Raw genomic sequence first — 19,690 nt, forward strand, 5'->3', positions numbered from 1 at the left:
GTTGCCGGCTAGCGGCGCATTACAGCGGATCGACCTTCAGGCACGAAACCGCATGACGGAAACTGCCCTCCAGCAGCGGACGCGTCTTGGCGCACTCCGGCCCGGCGATCGGGCAGCGAGTGCGGAACACGCAGCCGGACGGCGGATTGATCGGCGAAGGCAGCTCCCCTTCCAACAGCTGGATCTGCTTTTCCTTCTCCTTGTCCGGATCCGGGATCGGCACCGCCGACATCAGCGCCTTGGTGTATGGGTGCTGCGGATTGTGGTACACCTCGTCATAGGTGCCCAGCTCTACCGCATGGCCCAGGTACATCACCAGCACGCGATCGGAAATGTGCTTCACCACCGCCAAATCGTGGGCGATAAAGATCAATGACAGCCCCATTTCGCGCTGCAGCTGCTGCAACAGGTTTACCACCTGCGCCTGAATCGACACGTCCAACGCGGAAACCGGCTCGTCGCAGATCACCAGCTTTGGTTCGAGGATCAGCGCGCGCGCGATGCCGATGCGCTGGCATTGGCCGCCGGAGAACTCGTGCGGATAACGGTTGATCAGGTTAGGCAGCAGGCCGACCTTCAGCATCATCGCCTTAACCTTGTCCTTCACTTCCTGACGCGGCATTTTCGGGTAGTAGGTGCGCAGCGGCTCGGCGATGATTTCGCCGATGGTCATGCGCGGGTTGAGCGAGGCCAGCGGATCCTGGAAGATCATCTGGATATCGCTGCGGGTTTTGCGCCAGTCGGCGTCGTTCATGCCCAGCAGATCTTTACCCAGCCAAGCGACGCGCCCGCTGGTGGCCTTCACCAGGCCGATGATGGCGCGCGCGAAGGTGGATTTGCCGCAGCCGGATTCGCCGACCACGCCCAGGGTTTCCCCCTCGAACAGCCGCAGCGTAACGCCATCGACCGCCTTCAGGGTTTTCGGCGGCTGCCAGAACCACTGCTTGTCGTCATGAATGTCGAAGTGCACTTTCAGATCGGCCACTTCGAGCAGCACTTTCTTGTCGGTTACCGCTGTCATACCAACGCCTCCACCGGTTTAAAGCAGGCGCGCAGGCGCCCTTCCCCAAATTGCTCCAATGGCGGAGCGCTCGCGCACTGTTCCATGGCGTACGGGCAGCGCGGCTGGAACGGGCAGCCTTTCGGCAGCCGCAGCAGGTTCGGCGGGTTGCCGGGAATGGTCAGCAACGCTTCGCCTTCGGCGTCGAGGCGCGGCACCGCGTTCAACAGACCGATGGAGTATGGGTGGCTCGGCTGGTAGAACACCTCGCGCGCGCTGCCGTATTCCATGGTGCGGCCGGCGTACATCACCAGCACCTTGTTGCAGATGCCGGCCACCACGCCCAGATCGTGGGTGATCATGATGATGGCGGTGTTGAACTCACGCTTGAGCTCGTTGAGCAGCGTCATGATCTGCGCCTGAACGGTCACGTCCAGTGCAGTAGTCGGCTCGTCGGCGATCAGCAGCTTCGGCCGGCACAGCAGCGCCATGGCGATCATCACGCGCTGGCGCATACCGCCGGAAAACTCGTGCGGATACATGCGCATGCGCTTGCGCGCTTCCGGCATTTTCACCGCGTCAAGCATGCGTACCGACTCTTCAAAGGCTTCGCTTTTGCTCATTTTCTTATGCAGCATCAGCACTTCCATCAGCTGTTCGCCAACGCGCATATACGGGTTGAGCGAGGTCATCGGGTCCTGGAAGATCATCGAGATTTCTTCGGCCCGCAGCTTGTTGAGCTGGTTTTCCGGCAGGTTGAGGATTTCGCGGCCGTTGAATTTGGCCGAGCCGCCGATGCGGCCATTGCTGGCCAGCAACCCCATCAGGGCGAACGCGGTCTGCGATTTGCCGGAGCCGGATTCGCCGACGATGCCCAGCGTTTCACCGGCGCGCAGATCGAAGTTCAGATCGTTCACCGCCGTCACGTCGCCGTCCGGGGTGGAAAACGTGACGCGCAGGTCTTTCACGTCCAGCAGCGGCGACGCTTTAACGCCGACGGCGGTTTGCATCTCAGGATGTTCAATGGTGCTCATGGTGGCACTCCTTAACGATCTTTCGGGTCGAGGGCGTCACGCAGGCCATCGCCGATGAAGTTGAAACAGAACAGAGTGACAACCAGGAAACCCGCCGGGAACAGCAGCAACCACGGTGAAACTTCCATTGAGTTGGCGCCGTCGCTGAGCAATGCGCCCCAGCTGCTCAGCGGCTCCTGCGTACCCAGCCCCAGGAAGCTGAGGAAGGATTCGAACAGGATCATGCTCGGCACCAGCAACGAGGCATACACCACCACCACGCCGAGCACGTTCGGCACGATATGCCGCAGCACGATGTTGCGCGTGGAGACGCCGCACACCAGCGCCGCTTCGATGAACTCCTTGCGCTTCAGACCGAGGGTTTGGCCGCGCACGATACGCGCCATGTCCAGCCACGACACCATGCCGATCGCCACGAAGATCAGCAGGATATTCTGGCCGAAGAAGGTCACCAGCAGGATCACGAAGAACATGAACGGGAAGGAGTTGAGGATCTCCAGCAGGCGCATCATCACCGAGTCGATCTTGCCGCCCAGATAGCCGGACATCGCGCCGTACAGGGTGCCGACGATCACCGCCACCAGCGCCGCCGCCACGCCGACCATCAGCGAGATGCGCCCACCGATCGCCACGCGCACCAGCAGATCGCGCCCGGAGGAATCGGTGCCGAAATAGTGCCCCGATTCAACGCTGGGTGCGGCGGACATCATCGCCCAATCGGTATCGTCGTAGGCGAATTGCGACAGCATCGGCGCCAGCACCACAAACAGTGTGATCAGCGCCAGTATGAACAGGCTGCTGACCGCCGCGCGGTTGTGCATAAAACGCCGACGCGCGTCTTGCCACAGGCTGCGCCCTTCCACTTCCAGCTTCTCGCTGAAGTGTTCCAGAGCTTCGCTGTTCTTTTTAGTCAACATCATTCGCGTGCTCCAGATTAATAACGGATTTTCGGATCGATGACCGCATACAGCACATCGACGATCGCGTTGAACAGAATGGTCAGAGCGCCCACCAGAATGGTCAGGCTCAACACCAGGGAGTAGTCGCGGTTCAGCGCGCCGTTAACGAACAGCTGGCCGATCCCCGGCAGACCGTAGATGGTTTCGATCACCATCGAACCGGTGATGATCCCGACGAACGCCGGGCCCATGTAGGACAGCACCGGCAACAGCGCCGGCTTCAGCGCGTGGCGGAAAATGATGCGACGCATCGGCAAGCCTTTGGCGCGCGCGGTGCGGATGAAGTTGGAGTGCAGCACTTCAATCATCGAGCCGCGCGTGATACGGGCGATGCTGGCGATATAGGCCAGCGACAACGCCACCATCGGCAAGATGATGAACTTAGGCGCGCCGCCGTTCCAGCCGCCGCCCGGCAGCCATTTCAACGTGATGGCGAAGATCAGCACCAACAGCGGCGCCACCACGAAACTGGGTATCACCACCCCGGTCATGGCGAACCCCATCACCGTGTAGTCCCATTTGGTGTTCTGGTTCAGCGCGGCGATCACGCCGGCGCTCACGCCCAGCACCACCGCCAGCAAAAACGCGGCCAGACCGAGTTTGGCGGAGACTGGGAAAGAGCTGGCCACCAAATCGTTGACCGAATAATCCTTGTATTTAAAGGATGGGCCGAAGTCTCCCTGCGCAAGCTGCGCCAGATAATGACCGTACTGTTTCCAGATCGGGTCGTTCAAATGATATTTGGCTTCGATATTCGCCATGACTTCCGGCGGCAATGCGCGTTCCCCGGTAAATGGACTGCCGGGCGCCAGGCGCATCATGAAGAATGAGATGGTAATAAGGATAAATAGTGTCGGGATCGCTTCCAATAAGCGACGAAGTATAAATTTAAGCATTGCCCTAACCCTGTGCGACAGCCTGATGACGGCTTATTATTCTCAACATGGGCCGGCGGCCTGCGCCGCCGGCTCTTACCGTATCAATGCTTGATGATGTACAGGTTTTTGTCGTACACGTTATCAAGCGGGTCTTTGCCGGTGTAGCCACCAACGTAAGGTTTCACCAAACGGGCGTTCACGTAGTAATACAGCGGAACGATGGCGGAATCTTTATCCAGCTGAACTTCCGCTTTCTGATACAGTTCGGCGCGCTCGTCTTTGCTCTTCGCGGTCAACACGTTGGCCATCAGCTTGTCGAACTCGGCGCTCTTGTAGTGCGGGGTGTTACTGCTGCTGTCGGACAGCATCATGTTCAGGAACGAACTCGGTTCGTTGTAGTCGGCGCACCAGCCGGCGCGCGCCACGTCATAGGTGCCCTGATGGCGGGTATCCAGGAAGGTTTTCCACTCCTGGTTCACCAGCTTCACGTCCACGCCCAGATTTTTCTTCCAGATGGAGGCGGCGGCGATCGCCAGCTTCTTGTGCAGGTCTGACGTGTTGTACAACAGGGAGAAGGTCAGCGGTTTACCCGGGCCGTAGCCGGCGTCGGCCAGCAGTTTCTTCGCCACTTCGTTGCGTTTTTCCTGCGTCCAGCCGAACCACTCCGGCGCGGTCAGCTTGGCGCCGTCGGTGTATGGCGGCGTAAAGCTGACCGGGCCGTAGCCGGCGTCGGCCAGCAGTTTCTTCGCCACTTCGTTGCGTTTTTCCTGCGTCCAGCCGAACCACTCCGGCGCGGTCAGCTTGGCGCCGTCGGTGTATGGCGGCGTAAAGCTGTAGGCCGGCAGATCGCCCTGATTTTTCACCTTGTTGACGATGATGTCGCGATCCATGCCCAGCTTCAGCGCTTCACGCACGCGCGCATCGGTGAACGGCGCCTTCTGGTTGTTGATTTCGTAGTAATAGGTGCACAGATAAGGATCGACGTGCACCTCTTTCGGGATCTCTTTCTTCAGCTTCTGGAACAGTTCGATCGGCATGTTGTTGTAGGTCATGTCGATTTCACCGGTGCGGTAGCGGTTAACGTCGGTCACTTCCGACGAAATAGGCAGGAACGTCACTTTATTGATGATGGTTTTGGCGTTATCCCAATATTCCGGGTTGCGTTCCAGTACGATGCGTTCGTTGACAATCCAGTCTTTCAGTTTGTAAGCGCCGTTGCTGACGTAGTTGGCCGGCAGCGTCCACTTCTCGCCGAATTTCTCCACCGCGTCTTTGTAAACCGGCTTCATGGCGTAGTGCGGGGTCATTTCAACCAGATAAGGCACCGGCTCGCTCAGGGTCACCTGGAAGGTGTGGTCGTCGATGGCCTTCACGCCCAGCGTCGACTTGTCTTTTTTGCCGGCGATGATGTCATCAACGTTTTCCACATGGGCGTACTGCAGGTAGCTGGCGTAAGGCGACGCGGTTTTCGGATCCACTACGCGCTGCCAGCTGTAGACGAAATCTTGCGCCGTCACCGGCTTGCCGTTGGACCATTTGGCGTCTTTGCGCAGGTGGAAGGTCCAGACTTTGAAATCCTTGTTATCCCAGCTTTCCGCGACGCCCGGCACGATGGAACCGTCCGGGCTGTTGTTCGCCAGGCCTTCCATCAGATCGCGGGTCACGTTGTTTTCCGGCACGCCCTCGATTTTATGCGGGTCAAGCGACTGCACTTCGGAACCGTTGTTTTTGACGATTTCTTGCTTGTCGGCCAGTTGCACGCCTGCAGGAACGTCGGCGGCAAAGGCGGAGGTGGTTGCTGTGATGCCCAGCGCGGCGATGACGCCGGCGGCAATGAGCGTTTTCTTCGTGATGTTGGTCATACTTATCGACTCCAGTTTTTATTATCACAGGCTCTTCGTGGAACCTGCGTTGCCCGTAAGCGGACTCTGTTTCCCGCCGCCGCGGAACGAATGCGGCGGCCGGCCTTCCCTATATTCCTCCGCGAGCTAGCGAGAGGAATACCCCTTTTACTGCTTGATAATGTAAAGATTTTTAACGTCGGTATAGTCCAGCGGATCTTTGCCGGTGAACCCGCCTACCGTCGGCTTAATCAACCGCGCGCTGACGCGGTAATACACCGGGATCAACGCGGAGTCTTTGTCCAGCTGCGCTTCTGCCTGCTGATAGAGCGCGGCGCGCGCGGCCTCATCCGGCGCCTTCAGCGTGGCGGCCATGATGGCGTCGAACGCCGGGCTCTTATAAAACACGGTATTGATGCTGCTGTTGGACAGCACCAGGTTCAGGAACGCGCTGGGCTCGTTGTAATCCCCGCACCAGGTGGCGCGCGCCACGTCGTATTGCCCCTGATGGCGGCTTTCCAGCGAGGTCTTCCACTCCTGATTGCGCAGCGTGACGTCGGCGCCGAGGTTCTTTTTCCACATCGACGCGGCGGCGATCGCCTGCTGTTTGTTTTGATCGGAGGTGTTGTACAGCAGCGAGAACTTCAGCGGCTTGGCGTCGCTGTAACCCGCTTCCGCCAGCAGTTTCTTGGCTTCGGCGTTGCGCTGTTCCTGGCTCCAGCCGGCCCACACGGGCGGCGTAAAGTTGGCGCCTTCCGTAAAGGTCGGCGTGAAACTGTAGGCCGGGATCTGCCCCTGGCCCATGATCTTGTTGGCGATGATGTCGCGATCCAGCGTCATCTTCACCGCCGCACGCACCCGCGGATCGGTGAACGGCGCCCGCTGGTTATTGAGTTCGTAATAGAAAGTGCACAGATAAGGGTTAACGTGCAGTTGCTCGGGCACTTCGCGCTTCATTTTGACGTACAGGTACGGCGGGATCGCGCTGTTGGTGATGTCGATCTCGCCGCTGCGGAAGCGGTTGACGTCGCTGACTTCGGAAGCGATCGGCAAGAAGGTCGCCTGATTGATCACCGTCTGCTTGTTGTTCCAGTAGCTCGGGCTGCGCTCCAGTACGATGCGCTCGTTCACCACCCACTCTTTCAGGCGGTAAGCGCCGTTGCCGACGTAGTTGGCGGGCAACGTCCATTTATCGCCGAATTTCTCCACTACCGCGCGTTTCACCGGTTTGAGCGACGTGTGGCTCAGCATGCTGATGAAATACGGCACCGGCTCGCTCAGCGTCACCTGCAGCGTCTGGTCGTCCAGCGCCTTGACGCCGAGGGTCTGCGGAGGCTTCTTGCCGGTCAGGATGTCGTCGATATTGTCGACTTTGGTGTATTGCAGGTAGCTGGCATAGGGCGAGGCGATTTTCGGATCGGCCAGACGCTGCCAGCTGTAGACGAAGTCTTGCGCGGTCACCGGACTGCCGTCGCTCCACACCGCGCCGGGGCGCAAGTGGAAGGTCCATTGCTGATAATTCTGGTTTTCCCAGCTCGCCGCCGCCGCCGGCACCACATGCCCGTTGGCGTCGGTGCTCACCAGCCCTTCCAGCAGGTTAAGAATGATATTGCTTTCCGGTACGCCCTCGACCTTATGCGGATCCAATGAAGCCACTTCGCTGCCGTTGTTGATCACAATATTCTGCTGCTGCGCCAACTGAACGCCGGCCGGCACTTCCGCCGCCAAACTGCTATTTATGGCGCCGACGCTCAGCGCGCCGCTAATCAACAAGGTCAAAGAAGTGCGCTTCAGGGTTTGCTGCATAATCGAGGCTCCTTTTCACCGACAAGCATCGCTTATCGAAGTTTGTGAAGTGTTTATAAGAATTCTAAATAAACGGATACCAGCAAAAATCATTCCCGTTTTTATGGCGCATTTCAGTTAATTGACCACGGGAAAGTTGCTCGGAAATTAGCAGAAGCCAAATTCCATAGCCAATAAATTTTACGAAAATGTTAAGCAATTCTCTTTTATCGCACGAAGCCCGATCCGGCCCCCAAGCTCGGGGACGCGGAGAAACAAAATCATCGCTATGATTTTAAAGAAAAAAAGACAAAATCATTTCATTTGAAACCATCAACGCAATCTCATTACCGCACAAAGAAACATTCAGTTAACAATCCAGACATTCAAAGAACAAACACCTGCCTATGGTCGGTTAATCACTAATAACACCTGGATGAAAGTGAGACAAGCCCCACAGAATGATGTGATTAATTTAACAACAGCTTTACCGTTGAGTGGGGGCAAAACGCGCGGAAATGGGGGAGGAAAAGTGTCTGAAATAACGCTTAGCGTTTTTTTTGCACAGCAACATGAGATTTATGCAACATAAGAGTGCAACCGCATAAATTTTATTCATCCTGTGCACTATAATAATGCGAACCAATAAATAATTTAAACTTTAAAATTAATTTTAGCCGCGCCAAGGCGAAAGGTGCGCGGCTAAACAAAGGGTATTACAACAGGCCGGGGAATATCGCCTTAATACCGGTAACGATAAACTCGATCCCGAGCGCCATCAGCAACAGACCCATGATACGGGTGATCACGTTGATGCCGGTCTGCCCAAGCAAACGCACCAACAGCGGCGCGGCGCGGAACAACAACCAGCAGCAAAAGGCGAACAAGGCGATCGCGACCGTAAAGCCGAGCAGGCTTTGCCAGTTGTGATAACGGGAACTCCACACGATGGTGGAACTGATCGCCCCCGGCCCCGCCATCAGCGGCAGCGCTAACGGCACCACGCCGATGCTCTCGCGGATCGCGCTCTCCGATTTTTCCTGTTTGTTCTGTTTGTCTTCTCCCAGCTTGCCGCTGATCATCGACATGGCGATGGTCACCACCAGAATACCGCCGGCGATGCGGAACGAATCGATGGAGATGCCGAACATCCGCAAGATCCCTTCGCCCAGGAACAGCGATGTCCACAGAATAATGGCGACCGACAGGTTGGCGGTCAGGTTGGTTTTATTGCGCCCTGCTTCCGCCTGGTAGCTCGTCATGCTGATAAACACCGGCAAGATGCCCACCGGGTTGACCAGCGCAAACAGACCGACAAAGAACTTGATAAAGCCGGAAAGATCCAACAGAGATTGGCCCACAGATGGCTCCGCGTTAAGTGCTATAAAAGGTGTGCTGCCTATGCGCGCTAATGTAATGGAATTGCCGCGGGTAATCCATCCGGCGAAAGCAGCATTTTTAACTGCCAGCAAGTTAGGCAACAAAACAAATACCCTTTGTTAAAGTGATGTATGGCCTTTTGATTTTTTATGTTGAAAAAAGAGTCATCGATCACAGTTATTGATAATCACTCTCAACACCGCCAAGCTGAAAGGTGTCAGCTTGCACTTTTCATGATTTAGATCACAAATCAACTACCCAACAGTGGGTAAGCTCTTAGTCGTAGTCAGGGAGTAGAACAAAGTCGGTGGCAATCCAGCCGGTTCCGTTCTCTTCACTGCCTGCCCCTCCGGTTGGCGTAGGGTAAAGCTCTTTAAGCAAATCAGCAGCATGCGAAGAAATAACGCGGGAAAGCCCCGGTATTCGAATCACCGTTTATTCCCGTTATGACTATACTAGTGGCTCGCACGGCTTATTTACTGAAAGAGTTTAACATTATCAGGAGAGCATTATGGCTGTAACGAATGTCGCTGAACTGAACGAGCTTGTCGCACGTGTCAAAAAAGCCCAGCGCGAATATGCCAACTTCACTCAAGAGCAAGTGGATAAAATCTTCCGCGCTGCCGCCCTCGCCGCTGCTGATGCCCGTATCCCGTTGGCCAAAATGGCCGTGGAAGAATCCGGAATGGGTATCGTCGAAGACAAAGTGATCAAAAACCACTTCGCTTCCGAGTACATCTACAACGCCTATAAAGATGAAAAAACCTGTGGCATCCTGTCTGAAGATGACACTTTCGGTACCATCACTATCGCCGAACCTATCGGCCTGATTTGCGGTATCGTTCCTACCACCAACCCAACTTCTACCGCGATCTTCAAAGCGCTGATCAGCCTGAAAACCCGTAACGGCATCATCTTCTCGCCGCACCCGCGTGCGAAGAATGCCACCAACAAAGCCGCCGATATCGTGCTGCAAGCCGCTATCGCCGCCGGCGCGCCAAAAGACATCATCGGTTGGATCGACCAGCCTACCGTCGAGCTGTCCAACCAGCTGATGCACCACCCTGACATCAACCTGATCCTCGCCACCGGTGGCCCGGGCATGGTGAAAGCCGCCTACAGCTCCGGCAAACCGGCTATCGGCGTCGGCGCCGGCAATACGCCGGTCGTGGTAGACGAAACCGCAGATATCAAACGCGTGGTCGCCTCTATCCTGATGTCCAAAACCTTCGACAGCGGCGTTATCTGCGCTTCCGAACAGTCGGTCATCGTCGTTGACGCTATCTATGATGCGGTACGCGAACGTTTCGCTTCCCACGGCGGCTATCTGCTGCAGGGCAAAGAACTGAAAGCGGTGCAGGACATCATCCTGAAAAACGGCGGCCTGAACGCGGCCATCGTCGGGCAATCCGCACCGAAAATCGCCGAAATGGCAGGCATCAAAGTGCCGGCCAACACCAAAGTGCTGATCGGTGAAGTGAAGCTGGTCGACGAGTCCGAACCTTTCGCGCATGAAAAACTGTCGCCTACCCTGGCGATGTACCGCGCCAAAGACTTCGAAGACGCCGTCGCCAAAGCCGAAAAACTGGTCGCCATGGGCGGTATCGGCCACACATCCTGCCTGTACACCGACCAGGATAACCAAACGGCTCGCATCGCCTACTTCGGCGATAAAATGAAAACGGCTCGCATTCTGATCAACACCCCGGCTTCTCAGGGCGGTATCGGCGACCTGTACAACTTCAAACTCGCGCCTTCGCTGACGCTGGGTTGCGGTTCCTGGGGTGGTAACTCCATCTCTGAAAACGTCGGACCTAAACACCTGATCAACAAGAAAACTGTAGCGAAGCGAGCAGAAAACATGTTGTGGCATAAACTTCCGAAATCGATCTACTTCCGCCGTGGCTCGCTGCCTATCGCGCTGGAAGAAGTGGCGACCGACGGGGCGAAACGCGCCTTCATCGTGACCGACCGTTTCCTGTTCAACAACGGCTATGCCGACCAGATCACCAAGGTTCTGAAGTCTCACGGCATCGAAACCGAAGTGTTCTTTGAAGTGGAAGCCGATCCGACGCTGAGCATCGTGCGTAAAGGCGCCGAGCAGATGAACTCCTTCAAACCGGACGTCATCATCGCGCTGGGCGGCGGTTCGCCGATGGACGCCGCGAAAATCATGTGGGTGCTGTACGAACATCCTGAAACCCACTTCGAGGATCTGGCGCTGCGCTTCATGGACATCCGCAAGCGTATCTACAAGTTCCCGAAAATGGGCGTGAAAGCGAAAATGATCGCCATCACCACCACCTCAGGCACCGGTTCGGAAGTCACGCCGTTCGCCGTCGTCACCGACGACACTACCGGGCAGAAATACCCGCTGGCCGACTATGCGCTGACTCCGGACATGGCGATTGTCGACGCCAACCTGGTGATGAACATGCCGAAATCCCTGTGCGCCTTCGGCGGTCTGGATGCGGTCACCCACGCGCTGGAAGCCTACGTCTCGGTGCTGGCGAACGAATACTCCGATGGCCAGGCGCTGCAGGCGTTGAAACTGTTGAAAGAGTATCTGCCGGCCAGCTATAAAGAAGGCGCGAAAAACCCGGTTGCCCGTGAACGCGTGCACAACGCCGCCACCATCGCCGGTATCGCTTTCGCCAACGCCTTCCTCGGGGTTTGCCACTCCATGGCGCACAAGCTGGGTTCGGAGTTCCACATTCCGCACGGCCTGGCCAACGCGATGCTGATTTCCAACGTCATTCGCTACAATGCGAACGACAACCCGACCAAGCAGACGGCCTTCAGCCAGTACGATCGCCCTCAGGCGCGCCGCCGCTACGCTGAAATCGCCGACCATCTCGGCCTGAGCGCGCCGGGCGACCGCACCGCGCAGAAGATTGAGAAACTGCTGGCCTGGCTGGACGAGTTGAAAACCGAGTTGGGCATCCCGACTTCCATCCGCGAGGCGGGTGTGCAGGAGGCGGACTTCCTGGCGAAAGTCGACAAGCTGTCGGAAGACGCGTTCGACGACCAATGCACCGGCGCCAACCCGCGCTATCCGCTGATTGCCGAACTGAAGCAAATCATGCTGGATACCTTCTACGGCCGCGAATTCAGCGAAGCGGTCGACGAGGAAGCGACAGCTCCGGCTGCAGCCAAAGCCGCGGCAAAGAAGCCCAAGAAATAACGGTTTCGTAAACCGATAAAAAAACCCGCCAAACGGCGGGTTTTTTATTGCGCCAGAGGCGCTGCATTTCGACTCACGCCGCCAAAACGCCTCAGCGGGCTTTGGCGGCGTTTTCTCCCCTATTCCAGGGAGTGAATCGCCTCTTTATAATGCTTGCGGCAGACGGAGACATAGCTCTCGTTACCGCCAATCACCACCTGCTCACCGGCGTGCATCGCCTGGCCGTTTTCATCCAAACGCAACACCATATTGGCTTTGCGCCCACAGTGACAGATGGTTTTCAATTCCACCAGCTTATCGGCCCAGGCCAGCAAATATTGGCTGCCGGTAAACAGCTCACCGAGAAAATCGGTACGCAGGCCGTAGCACAATACGGGAATGTCCAGTTGGTCCACCACATCGCACAATTGCTCAACCTGCGCCTTGGTCAGGAACTGACTTTCATCCAGCAGCACACAATGCACCGGCTGCTGTTGATGCTCTTGCTGAATCATGGCGTACAGCATCGAGTCGTTGTTATAGAGCTGGGCCTGCGAGGATAAACCGATGCGCGAGCTGACCTTACCTACGCCAAAGCGGTGATCGATCTCCGCAGTGAACACCAGCGTGCGCATACCACGTTCTTGATAGTTATATGAAGACTGTAGCAGCGCGGTGGACTTGCCGGCATTCATCGCAGAGTAATAAAAATAAAGTTGAGCCATGGCCCCGCAACTCCGATGGTATAAGAAATATTCAAATGTCGATTAGGACGGTAAGTGTACCATAAGCCGCCCCCCAGGCTCAGCCCAAAGCGAACGAATATTGCGTTCGCCGTAATAATGCGCTTTCAAGCGAAACATATCGTTCTGTCGGCCCGTTCTTTTTACAGCTATTTACAGGATAATGTATGCCTGTCATCACTATTAATTCTTGCTAATGGTTAACCGCGATCATTTGCCCATTAATGCATAATCACGGTTTCACCGCGGCGGGTGCCGCAACCGCAACGGCGCGCCAGTCTATTATACTCGGGGCCAATACAGGGCATTTAATCACCTTCGCTGTCCCCGACGTTTCCTGACGCAATCTTTACCTATATACCCCTATTGTTTACAATGTCTGCCTAGCCATGACGTGATTAAGCCCACAGAACCCATTGTAATATTGATATAAATTACGGCGATAACTTATCGATGAAAGCCTTGCGACACGCGCCTTTTAAAGCATGCCTGTTGAAATTTTGACTTAAGTGCGACAAGGGTAATAGTTAACAGCCCTTCCTATATTAGTCGGACAGATCCGATTAACGGTTTTTTAAAAGGTAAATTTGAGTATTCAAGTCAATTTGGCTATTGCAGAAAAGAAAATAGCGCTCTATTATTATCGAGACGCCCCCCACCAATATAATTTGAGACTAGGACAATGAGCGAAGCATTAAAGATTTTGAACAACATCCGCACTCTGCGCGCCCAGGCAAGAGAATGCACACTGGAAACGCTGGAAGAAATGCTCGAGAAACTGGAAGTTGTTGTGAACGAACGTCGCGAAGAAGACAGCCAGGCTCAAGCAGAAATCGAAGAACGCACCCGTAAACTGCAGCAATACCGCGAAATGCTGATTGCTGACGGTATCGATCCGAATGAACTGCTGCAAACCATGGCTGCCAACAAGGCTGCCGGTAAAGCAAAACGCGCAGCACGTCCTGCTAAATACCAATATAAAGACGAAAACGGCGAATTGAAAACCTGGACCGGCCAAGGCCGTACTCCTGCGGTGATTAAGAAAGCTATCGAAGAGCAAGGTAAATCTCTGGACGATTTCCTGCTGTAATAGCGATTCTGCCCGTATCTGAAAGGCTCCCTGCGGGGGGCCTTTTCATTTTAAAGCTTATCGACGTGATCCTGCCTCATCCCTTTCCTTTTAGTAAATATCCTAATTCGCATTTTGTTCCTTGCATGGGGTTCCAGCAAAAAAAAAGGGCCCTAAGGCCCCTTTGTCGCATATACCCTCGTTCAATTATTGAACCTGGTAGAATGCCTTATACCAATCAACAAAGCGCTTCACACCCTCTTCAACGCTGGTTTCCGGCTTAAAACCAATGTCACGATAAAGCTCTGCGGTATCCGCGCTGGTATCCATCACGTCGCCAGGTTGCATAGGCAGCATATTCTTGCGGGCAGTTACCCCCAAAGCCTGCTCCAACGCCGTGATATATTCCATCAGTTTAACGGGGGTGTTATTGCCGATATTATAAACATGATACGGCGCGGAACTGGTCGCCGGCGATCCCTGTTCAACGGTCCATGACGGATCTGCCTGCGGAATAACCGCCTGCAGCCGCACAATCGCCTCGGTGATATCATCAATGTAAGTAAAGTCACGGTGCATTTCACCGTGGTTATATACATCGATGCTCTCCCCCGCCAATATGGCCTTGGTAAACTTGAACAGCGCCATATCCGGACGCCCCCAGGGACCATATACGGTAAAGAAGCGTAGCCCCGTCGTCGGGAGACCGTATAAATGAGCGTAACTGTGTGACATCAGCTCATTGGCTTTTTTGGTTGCCGCATACAGTGAGACAGGGTGGTCGACAGAATCTTCGGTAGCAAACGGCAACTTGCGATTGAGGCCATAAACAGAGCTGGAGGAAGCGTAAAGTAAATGCTCGACCTTATTATGACGGCAGCCTTCCAGAACGTTCAAATGACCGATCAGGTTAGCGTCCGCATAAGCCAACGGGTTGACCAGCGAATAACGCACGCCGGCTTGGGCACCCAAATGAATGACTCGTTGGAACTGATGCTCGGCGAACAATGCCGCCATGCCCTCACGATCGGCCAAATCCAGCTTGATGAAGCGGAATCCCGGCTTATCCGCCAGCCTGTCCAGACGGGCCATTTTCAGGCCCACGTCATAATAGTCATTCAGGTTATCGATGCCGATAACCTGATGCCCGGCGGTCAACAAACGCTCTGCAACGTGATAACCAATAAACCCTGCGGCGCCTGTAACCAGGAATTTCATGCCCACTCCTTAAATAACCGGTTTAATCGAGGCACCGCGGCCAATCGCATAGTAGGTAAAGCCGCGATTCGCCAAACGCTCAGGATCGTACAGGTTACGTCCATCGAAGATCACCGGCTGTTTCAACGCACTCTTGATCACATCGAAGTCCGGTGCGCGGAAATTCTGCCATTCGGTGCAGATCACCAGAGCATCGGCGCCATGCAACGCAGCCTCTTTGGTACCCATCAGCTTCAAGTCTTCGCGCTGGCCATAGATGCGCTGAACTTCGTTCATCGCTTCCGGATCGTAGGCCTGGACGGTGGCGCCGGCAGCCCACAGCTGCTCCATCAGCACACGGCTGGACGCTTCACGCATGTCATCGGTATTCGGCTTGAACGCCAGGCCCCACAGTGCGAAGGTTTTGCCCTTCAAATCGCTGCCGAAATAGTCTTTGATAAAGCTGTTCAGCTTGTCTTTTTGTTGGTAGTTGACCTGCTCTACCGCCTGCAACAGCTTCGGTTGGTAACCGATCTGCTCCGCCGTGCGGATCAGCGCCTGAACATCTTTCGGGAAGCAAGAACCGCCGTAGCCACAGCCAGGGTAGATGAAGTGATAACCGATGCGTGAATCGGAACCGATGCCCTGACGCACTTTCTCGATATCCGCGCCCAACATTTCCGCCAGGTTGGACATTTCGTTCATAAAGCTGATTTTGGTCGCCAGCATGCAGTTGGCGGCATATTTGGTCAGCTCCGCGCTGCGGATATCCATCATGATCATACGATCGTGATTGCGGTTAAACGGCTCGTACAGCTCGCGAATAGGCTCGATCACCTCTTTATTATCGGTACCGATCACGATGCGCTCAGGGCGCATGCAGTCAGCCACCGCAGCACCTTCCTTCAGGAATTCAGGGTTGGACACCACGTCGAACGGCACGTTGCTGCCGCGTTTTGCCAGAGTTTCCGCCATCACCTGACGCACTTTGTCCGCCGTGCCGACCGGCACGGTAGATTTGTCGATCACCACTTTGCGATCGGTCATGTGCTCGGCGATGGTGCGCGCCACCGCGGTGACATATTTCAGATCGGCGGAACCGTCCTCATCCGGCGGCGTACCAACGGCGATAAACTGGATATTCCCGTGCGCCACGCCCGCTTTGGCATCGGTGGTGAAATGCAGGCGCCCGGCCTCATAGTTTTGCTGCACCAGCGGCGTCAGGCCCGGTTCAAAAATCGGGATATTCCCTTTTTTCAGGTTCTCGACTTTTCGCTCGTCAACATCGATGCACATAACGTCATGGCCAACTTCAGCCAGCACGGCGGCCTGTACCAGCCCCACATAACCAATACCAAAAACTGTTACTTTCATGTGAAAATCCTAGTTTTTCAAATTAAGACGAAAGATCAAATCACTTCTTGTCAGCGGCAACAACCTGCTGCAGCCACTGAGAAAACTCTTTGCCCAGGCTGGCATGACGCATGCCGTACTCCACGAAGGCCTGCATGTAACCCAGTTTGTTACCGCAGTCATGGCTCACGCCTTTCAGGTGATACGCTTCCACCGTTTCCTGCTGCATCAGCATTTCGATGCTGTCAGTCAGCTGAATTTCATCGCCGGCACCTGGAGGCGTTTTCGCCAACAGCGGCCAAATATCGGCGGACAACACGTAACGACCGACAATCGCCAGGTTGGAAGGGGCTTTATCCGGCGACGGTTTCTCAACCACGCTGACCATCGGCGCGCTTTCGCCCGGTTGCAAATCAACGCCCTTACAGTCGGCTACGCCGTAGTTTCCGACATCCTTATGCGGCACGGGTTCAACCATGATCTGGCTGACGCCGGTGGCTTCGAAGCGCTGCAGCATTTCGTGCAGATTGTCTTTTTTCGGATCGGCGCTGTATTCGTCGAGGATCACATCCGGAAGCACCACCGCGACCGGTTCATCGCCTACCATCGGGTAGGCACACATAATCGCGTGCCCCAGGCCTTTGGCATTACCCTGACGAACCTGCATCACGGTAACGCCTTTCGGGCAGATCGACTGCACTTCGTCCAGCAATTGGCGCTTGACGCGTTTTTCCAGCATCGCTTCGAGTTCGAAACTGGTATCAAAATGGTTTTCGATCGAGTTCTTGGAGGAGTGGGTGACCAGCACAATCTCGTTAATCCCCGCCGCAATGCACTCATTGACGACGTATTGGATCAGAGGTTTATCAACCAGCGGCAGCATTTCTTTCGGAATGGCTTTGGTGGCCGGCAACATCCGCGTACCCAAGCCTGCAACCGGGATCACGGCTTTTCTGACTTTGCGATTTACAGCAGGCATTATTTCCTCTCTTAAAGCTAAAGCGCTCATTTTATGAGCTTGGGCTCGATATAAAAAAACCTTCGGAGTATACCAGCTTATGCGCGCCGAGCATTAACCAGAACACAAATAGAAAACATTTAGGACTATTACCCGTTCGGATAATCCGGAGAATAAATAAACGGTTTAATTACAGATAAGTAAATAGCTTAAGATCGCGCCGATCGCTGCCTGCTATTCAGCGCTGAGCATCAGTCGCAATCGGCCACCGCTGCCCCATACCTGACATTGCCAGGCGGTACAACGCTGGCTGATCTGATTCATGTAGGTAGCCCCCAGCGTCCCCAGTGGCACGCCGTTGCTCAGCTGGATTTGATTGTCACCGGTATTGACGTTGGCATGCAGCCCGGCGGAAACCAGAATCAGGTTTTTATTTTCGGCGTGATAATATCCCAACAACAGAGGGAATTGACCGTCTAATTTCCCCTGCCGCAATAATTGATTAACCTGCTTTAACAATGCCGACATTTGCGGCAAACGATGCTGTTGATTAGCCAGATGGTCCTGCAGCAGCCCATTAAATAATGCGCGCAACAGCAATGCCGCCAATACGCCATTATCGCCGGCGCGCGTGACGTCCAGACAATAGAATGCCAGATCCTTTTCTGACAAGGCGGCGATATCCAGCACCAGGCCGGGATTTTCGCCGGTGGTTAACTGCCGATAGTTGATCCGGCAATGCGCAATGGTCTGCTGTACCGGCGGCTGCAGTTGCTTAAGCAGTTTGACGGCTTCGGAAGGATTTTTGCTCAACGCATCCCAATCCTGAAACAGTTCAACCTCTTCAATCGCCTGGGAGGTGAACATATTGGGGTATAAACACGCCAGCACCGCTTCACGCAGGCGATTGAGATCGGTCAGCGGTTTGAGCAGTACATCCTGCACGCCCAACCGCAGCACCTTGGCGATGTCGGCCATCTTGTCGGTGGCCGAGATCACCAGCACCGGGATCTGCAGCCCCTGCAAACGCAGATGTTCAACAAATTCGATACCGCCCATTTCCGGCATCGCGAGATCGCACAGAATCAGATCCGGCTTGAAGTCATCCACGGCACTCAGCGCCTGTAAACCGTTGGTCGCCTCGCCGGTTTCAGCGCCCAGCGAGGTCAGATAACCGACCAGCACGGAACGAAAAACCTGTTCGTCCTCAACGATCAAGATGCGCTTGTGAGTGAGTGGTAATGCCATCAGCCGAGCCTCGTCCCTTTCCATAGTGTAATAGTGGCTCAAAAAGGTCACTTATGCTCGTCTGAAACAGACCAACTGCGCATTGCCAACCAAGAACCGAGAATTATCTATTTTTTATCAACGGCAACAACCGATCCAGTTGTTTTTCAACCGCCAGCAACCCCGCCTCGATCGCTTCATCGGCGCGGTGGAAATCCAGCGTTGAGATTTGCGGGCAAAAAGGCTGGATCAAGACATCCGGCGGATCGCTCGCCATCCGGTTGCGCTTCAGGCGATTCTCCAGCATTTGAATCGATGTGCTCATAATCTCCATCGCCGTCGGCGCCGTCGCCGGTTTGCGCTTGCGCATTCTGCCGACGCGTTCCCGCAGACGCCCGCGCCAGGTAGCCGCAGGCGCATCGTTGGGGCTTTCTTCCTCGATACGTATCGAGAACAGGTCCTGCTGCATCAGGTGCGCGTCATGCTGCAGATCGACCGCGATGACGATATCGGCGCCCATGGCGCGGCAAAGCGACACCGGCACCGGATTGACCACCGCGCCATCCACCAGCCAATAGCCGTCGGCCCATACCGGCGCCAACAGGCCTGGCATGCTGCAGGAAGCGCGTATCGCCTGATGAATATCGCCTTCGGTCAGCCACAGCTCACGCCCGGTGCTGAGATTGGTCGTCACGGCACCGAACTTCAACGCACAATCGGCGATATCATTGATCTTCAGCAGCTGTCCGACAGCGTTAAACACCCGCTCGCCGCGCAACAGGCCGCCGCGCTGCCAGGAAAAATCCATCAGGCGAATCACGTCCCAATAGCTGAACGATCGCACCCACTGCTCCATCGCCGGCAGGCGATGGCTGGCGAACGCGGCGCCCACCAACGCGCCGACAGAGCAGCCGGCAACGATATCGATCTCAATCCCCAGCTTCTTTAACGCATTGATCACGCCGATGTGCGCCCAGCCTTTAGCCGAGCCCGCTCCCAGCGCCAGTCCGATCTTGATTTGCCGCATAGCGCCATCCTCTCGGTAAACGGTGTTCCCTGCTTTCAGGGTAGATTGTCACTGACGAATATTGTTAGGTAACATA

15 protein-coding genes are annotated in these 19,690 nt (G+C 55.4%); 2 read left to right on the top strand and 13 right to left on the bottom strand.

The window, feature by feature from the left end:
* Positions 1 to 19: 19 nt before the first annotated feature.
* The 7 genes from oppF to IT763_RS12840 form a co-directional block, all read right to left on the bottom strand.
* Positions 20 to 1,021 (bottom strand): murein tripeptide/oligopeptide ABC transporter ATP binding protein OppF, encoded by a 1,002-nt coding sequence (gene oppF, locus IT763_RS12810; RefSeq protein ID WP_004932143.1) that lies wholly within the window; start codon positions 1,019 to 1,021, stop codon positions 20 to 22.
* On the bottom strand, positions 1,018 to 2,034 hold the full coding sequence (locus tag IT763_RS12815; protein ID WP_015378086.1) for an ABC transporter ATP-binding protein: 1,017 nt from the start codon (positions 2,032 to 2,034) through the stop codon (positions 1,018 to 1,020). The genes oppF and IT763_RS12815 overlap by 4 nt, the downstream gene beginning before the upstream one ends.
* A gap of 11 nt (positions 2,035 to 2,045) precedes the next feature.
* The gene (gene oppC / locus IT763_RS12820) at positions 2,046 to 2,954 is read right to left on the bottom strand and encodes an oligopeptide ABC transporter permease OppC (RefSeq protein WP_004932149.1); all 909 of its coding nucleotides are present in this window, start codon (positions 2,952 to 2,954) and stop codon (positions 2,046 to 2,048) included.
* Positions 2,955 to 2,968: 14 nt separating this feature from the next.
* Positions 2,969 to 3,889: an oligopeptide ABC transporter permease OppB gene (gene oppB, locus IT763_RS12825; RefSeq protein WP_004932150.1), complete on the bottom strand. Its 921-nt coding sequence runs from the start codon at positions 3,887 to 3,889 to the stop codon at positions 2,969 to 2,971.
* An 83-nt stretch (positions 3,890 to 3,972) separates the two neighbouring features.
* Complete coding sequence (locus tag IT763_RS12830; RefSeq protein WP_206194762.1) at positions 3,973 to 5,733, bottom strand: oligopeptide ABC transporter substrate-binding protein OppA; 1,761 nt, start codon at positions 5,731 to 5,733, stop codon at positions 3,973 to 3,975.
* 147 nt (positions 5,734 to 5,880) lie between these two features.
* Complete coding sequence (locus tag IT763_RS12835) at positions 5,881 to 7,518, bottom strand: ABC transporter substrate-binding protein (RefSeq protein ID WP_206194763.1); 1,638 nt, start codon at positions 7,516 to 7,518, stop codon at positions 5,881 to 5,883.
* A 695-nt stretch (positions 7,519 to 8,213) separates the two neighbouring features.
* Positions 8,214 to 8,858 carry a YchE family NAAT transporter gene (locus tag IT763_RS12840; RefSeq protein WP_015378089.1) on the bottom strand — a complete coding sequence of 215 codons (645 nt, stop codon included), beginning with the start codon at positions 8,856 to 8,858 and terminating at the stop codon, positions 8,214 to 8,216.
* 530 nt (positions 8,859 to 9,388) lie between these two features.
* Between IT763_RS12840 and adhE the strand changes: the two genes are divergently transcribed.
* On the top strand, positions 9,389 to 12,061 hold the full coding sequence (gene adhE / locus IT763_RS12845) for a bifunctional acetaldehyde-CoA/alcohol dehydrogenase (RefSeq protein WP_197758333.1): 2,673 nt from the start codon (positions 9,389 to 9,391) through the stop codon (positions 12,059 to 12,061).
* 119 nt (positions 12,062 to 12,180) lie between these two features.
* On the opposite strand, the gene IT763_RS12850 is transcribed toward adhE, so the two are convergent.
* Positions 12,181 to 12,765 carry a thymidine kinase gene (locus IT763_RS12850; RefSeq protein ID WP_015378091.1) on the bottom strand — a complete coding sequence of 195 codons (585 nt, stop codon included), beginning with the start codon at positions 12,763 to 12,765 and terminating at the stop codon, positions 12,181 to 12,183.
* 700 nt (positions 12,766 to 13,465) lie between these two features.
* Between IT763_RS12850 and hns the strand changes: the two genes are divergently transcribed.
* Positions 13,466 to 13,873: a histone-like nucleoid-structuring protein H-NS gene (hns, locus tag IT763_RS12855; protein ID WP_004932170.1), complete on the top strand. Its 408-nt coding sequence runs from the start codon at positions 13,466 to 13,468 to the stop codon at positions 13,871 to 13,873.
* A 186-nt stretch (positions 13,874 to 14,059) separates the two neighbouring features.
* Here the strand turns inward: hns and IT763_RS12860 are convergent, their stop codons facing one another.
* From IT763_RS12860 to rssA, 5 genes are all read right to left on the bottom strand, one after another.
* Positions 14,060 to 15,070, bottom strand: coding sequence for an NAD-dependent epimerase (locus tag IT763_RS12860; RefSeq protein WP_016927491.1), 1,011 nt, complete (start codon positions 15,068 to 15,070; stop codon positions 14,060 to 14,062).
* A 9-nt stretch (positions 15,071 to 15,079) separates the two neighbouring features.
* The gene (locus tag IT763_RS12865; protein WP_206194764.1) at positions 15,080 to 16,423 is read right to left on the bottom strand and encodes a UDP-glucose/GDP-mannose dehydrogenase family protein; all 1,344 of its coding nucleotides are present in this window, start codon (positions 16,421 to 16,423) and stop codon (positions 15,080 to 15,082) included.
* Between the two features lie 40 nt (positions 16,424 to 16,463).
* Positions 16,464 to 17,381: a UTP--glucose-1-phosphate uridylyltransferase GalU gene (galU, locus tag IT763_RS12870; protein ID WP_015378094.1), complete on the bottom strand. Its 918-nt coding sequence runs from the start codon at positions 17,379 to 17,381 to the stop codon at positions 16,464 to 16,466.
* A 213-nt stretch (positions 17,382 to 17,594) separates the two neighbouring features.
* Entirely contained in the window at positions 17,595 to 18,608 is a 1,014-nt protein-coding gene (rssB, locus tag IT763_RS12875) for a two-component system response regulator RssB (RefSeq protein WP_004932178.1), read from the bottom strand.
* Between the two features lie 103 nt (positions 18,609 to 18,711).
* Complete coding sequence (gene rssA / locus IT763_RS12880) at positions 18,712 to 19,614, bottom strand: patatin-like phospholipase RssA (protein ID WP_049299422.1); 903 nt, start codon at positions 19,612 to 19,614, stop codon at positions 18,712 to 18,714.
* Between the last annotated feature and the right edge of the window lie 76 nt (positions 19,615 to 19,690).

It is taken from the genome of Serratia sp. CMO1 (assembly GCF_015689115.1).
GTDB lineage: Bacteria > Pseudomonadota > Gammaproteobacteria > Enterobacterales > Enterobacteriaceae > Serratia > Serratia marcescens.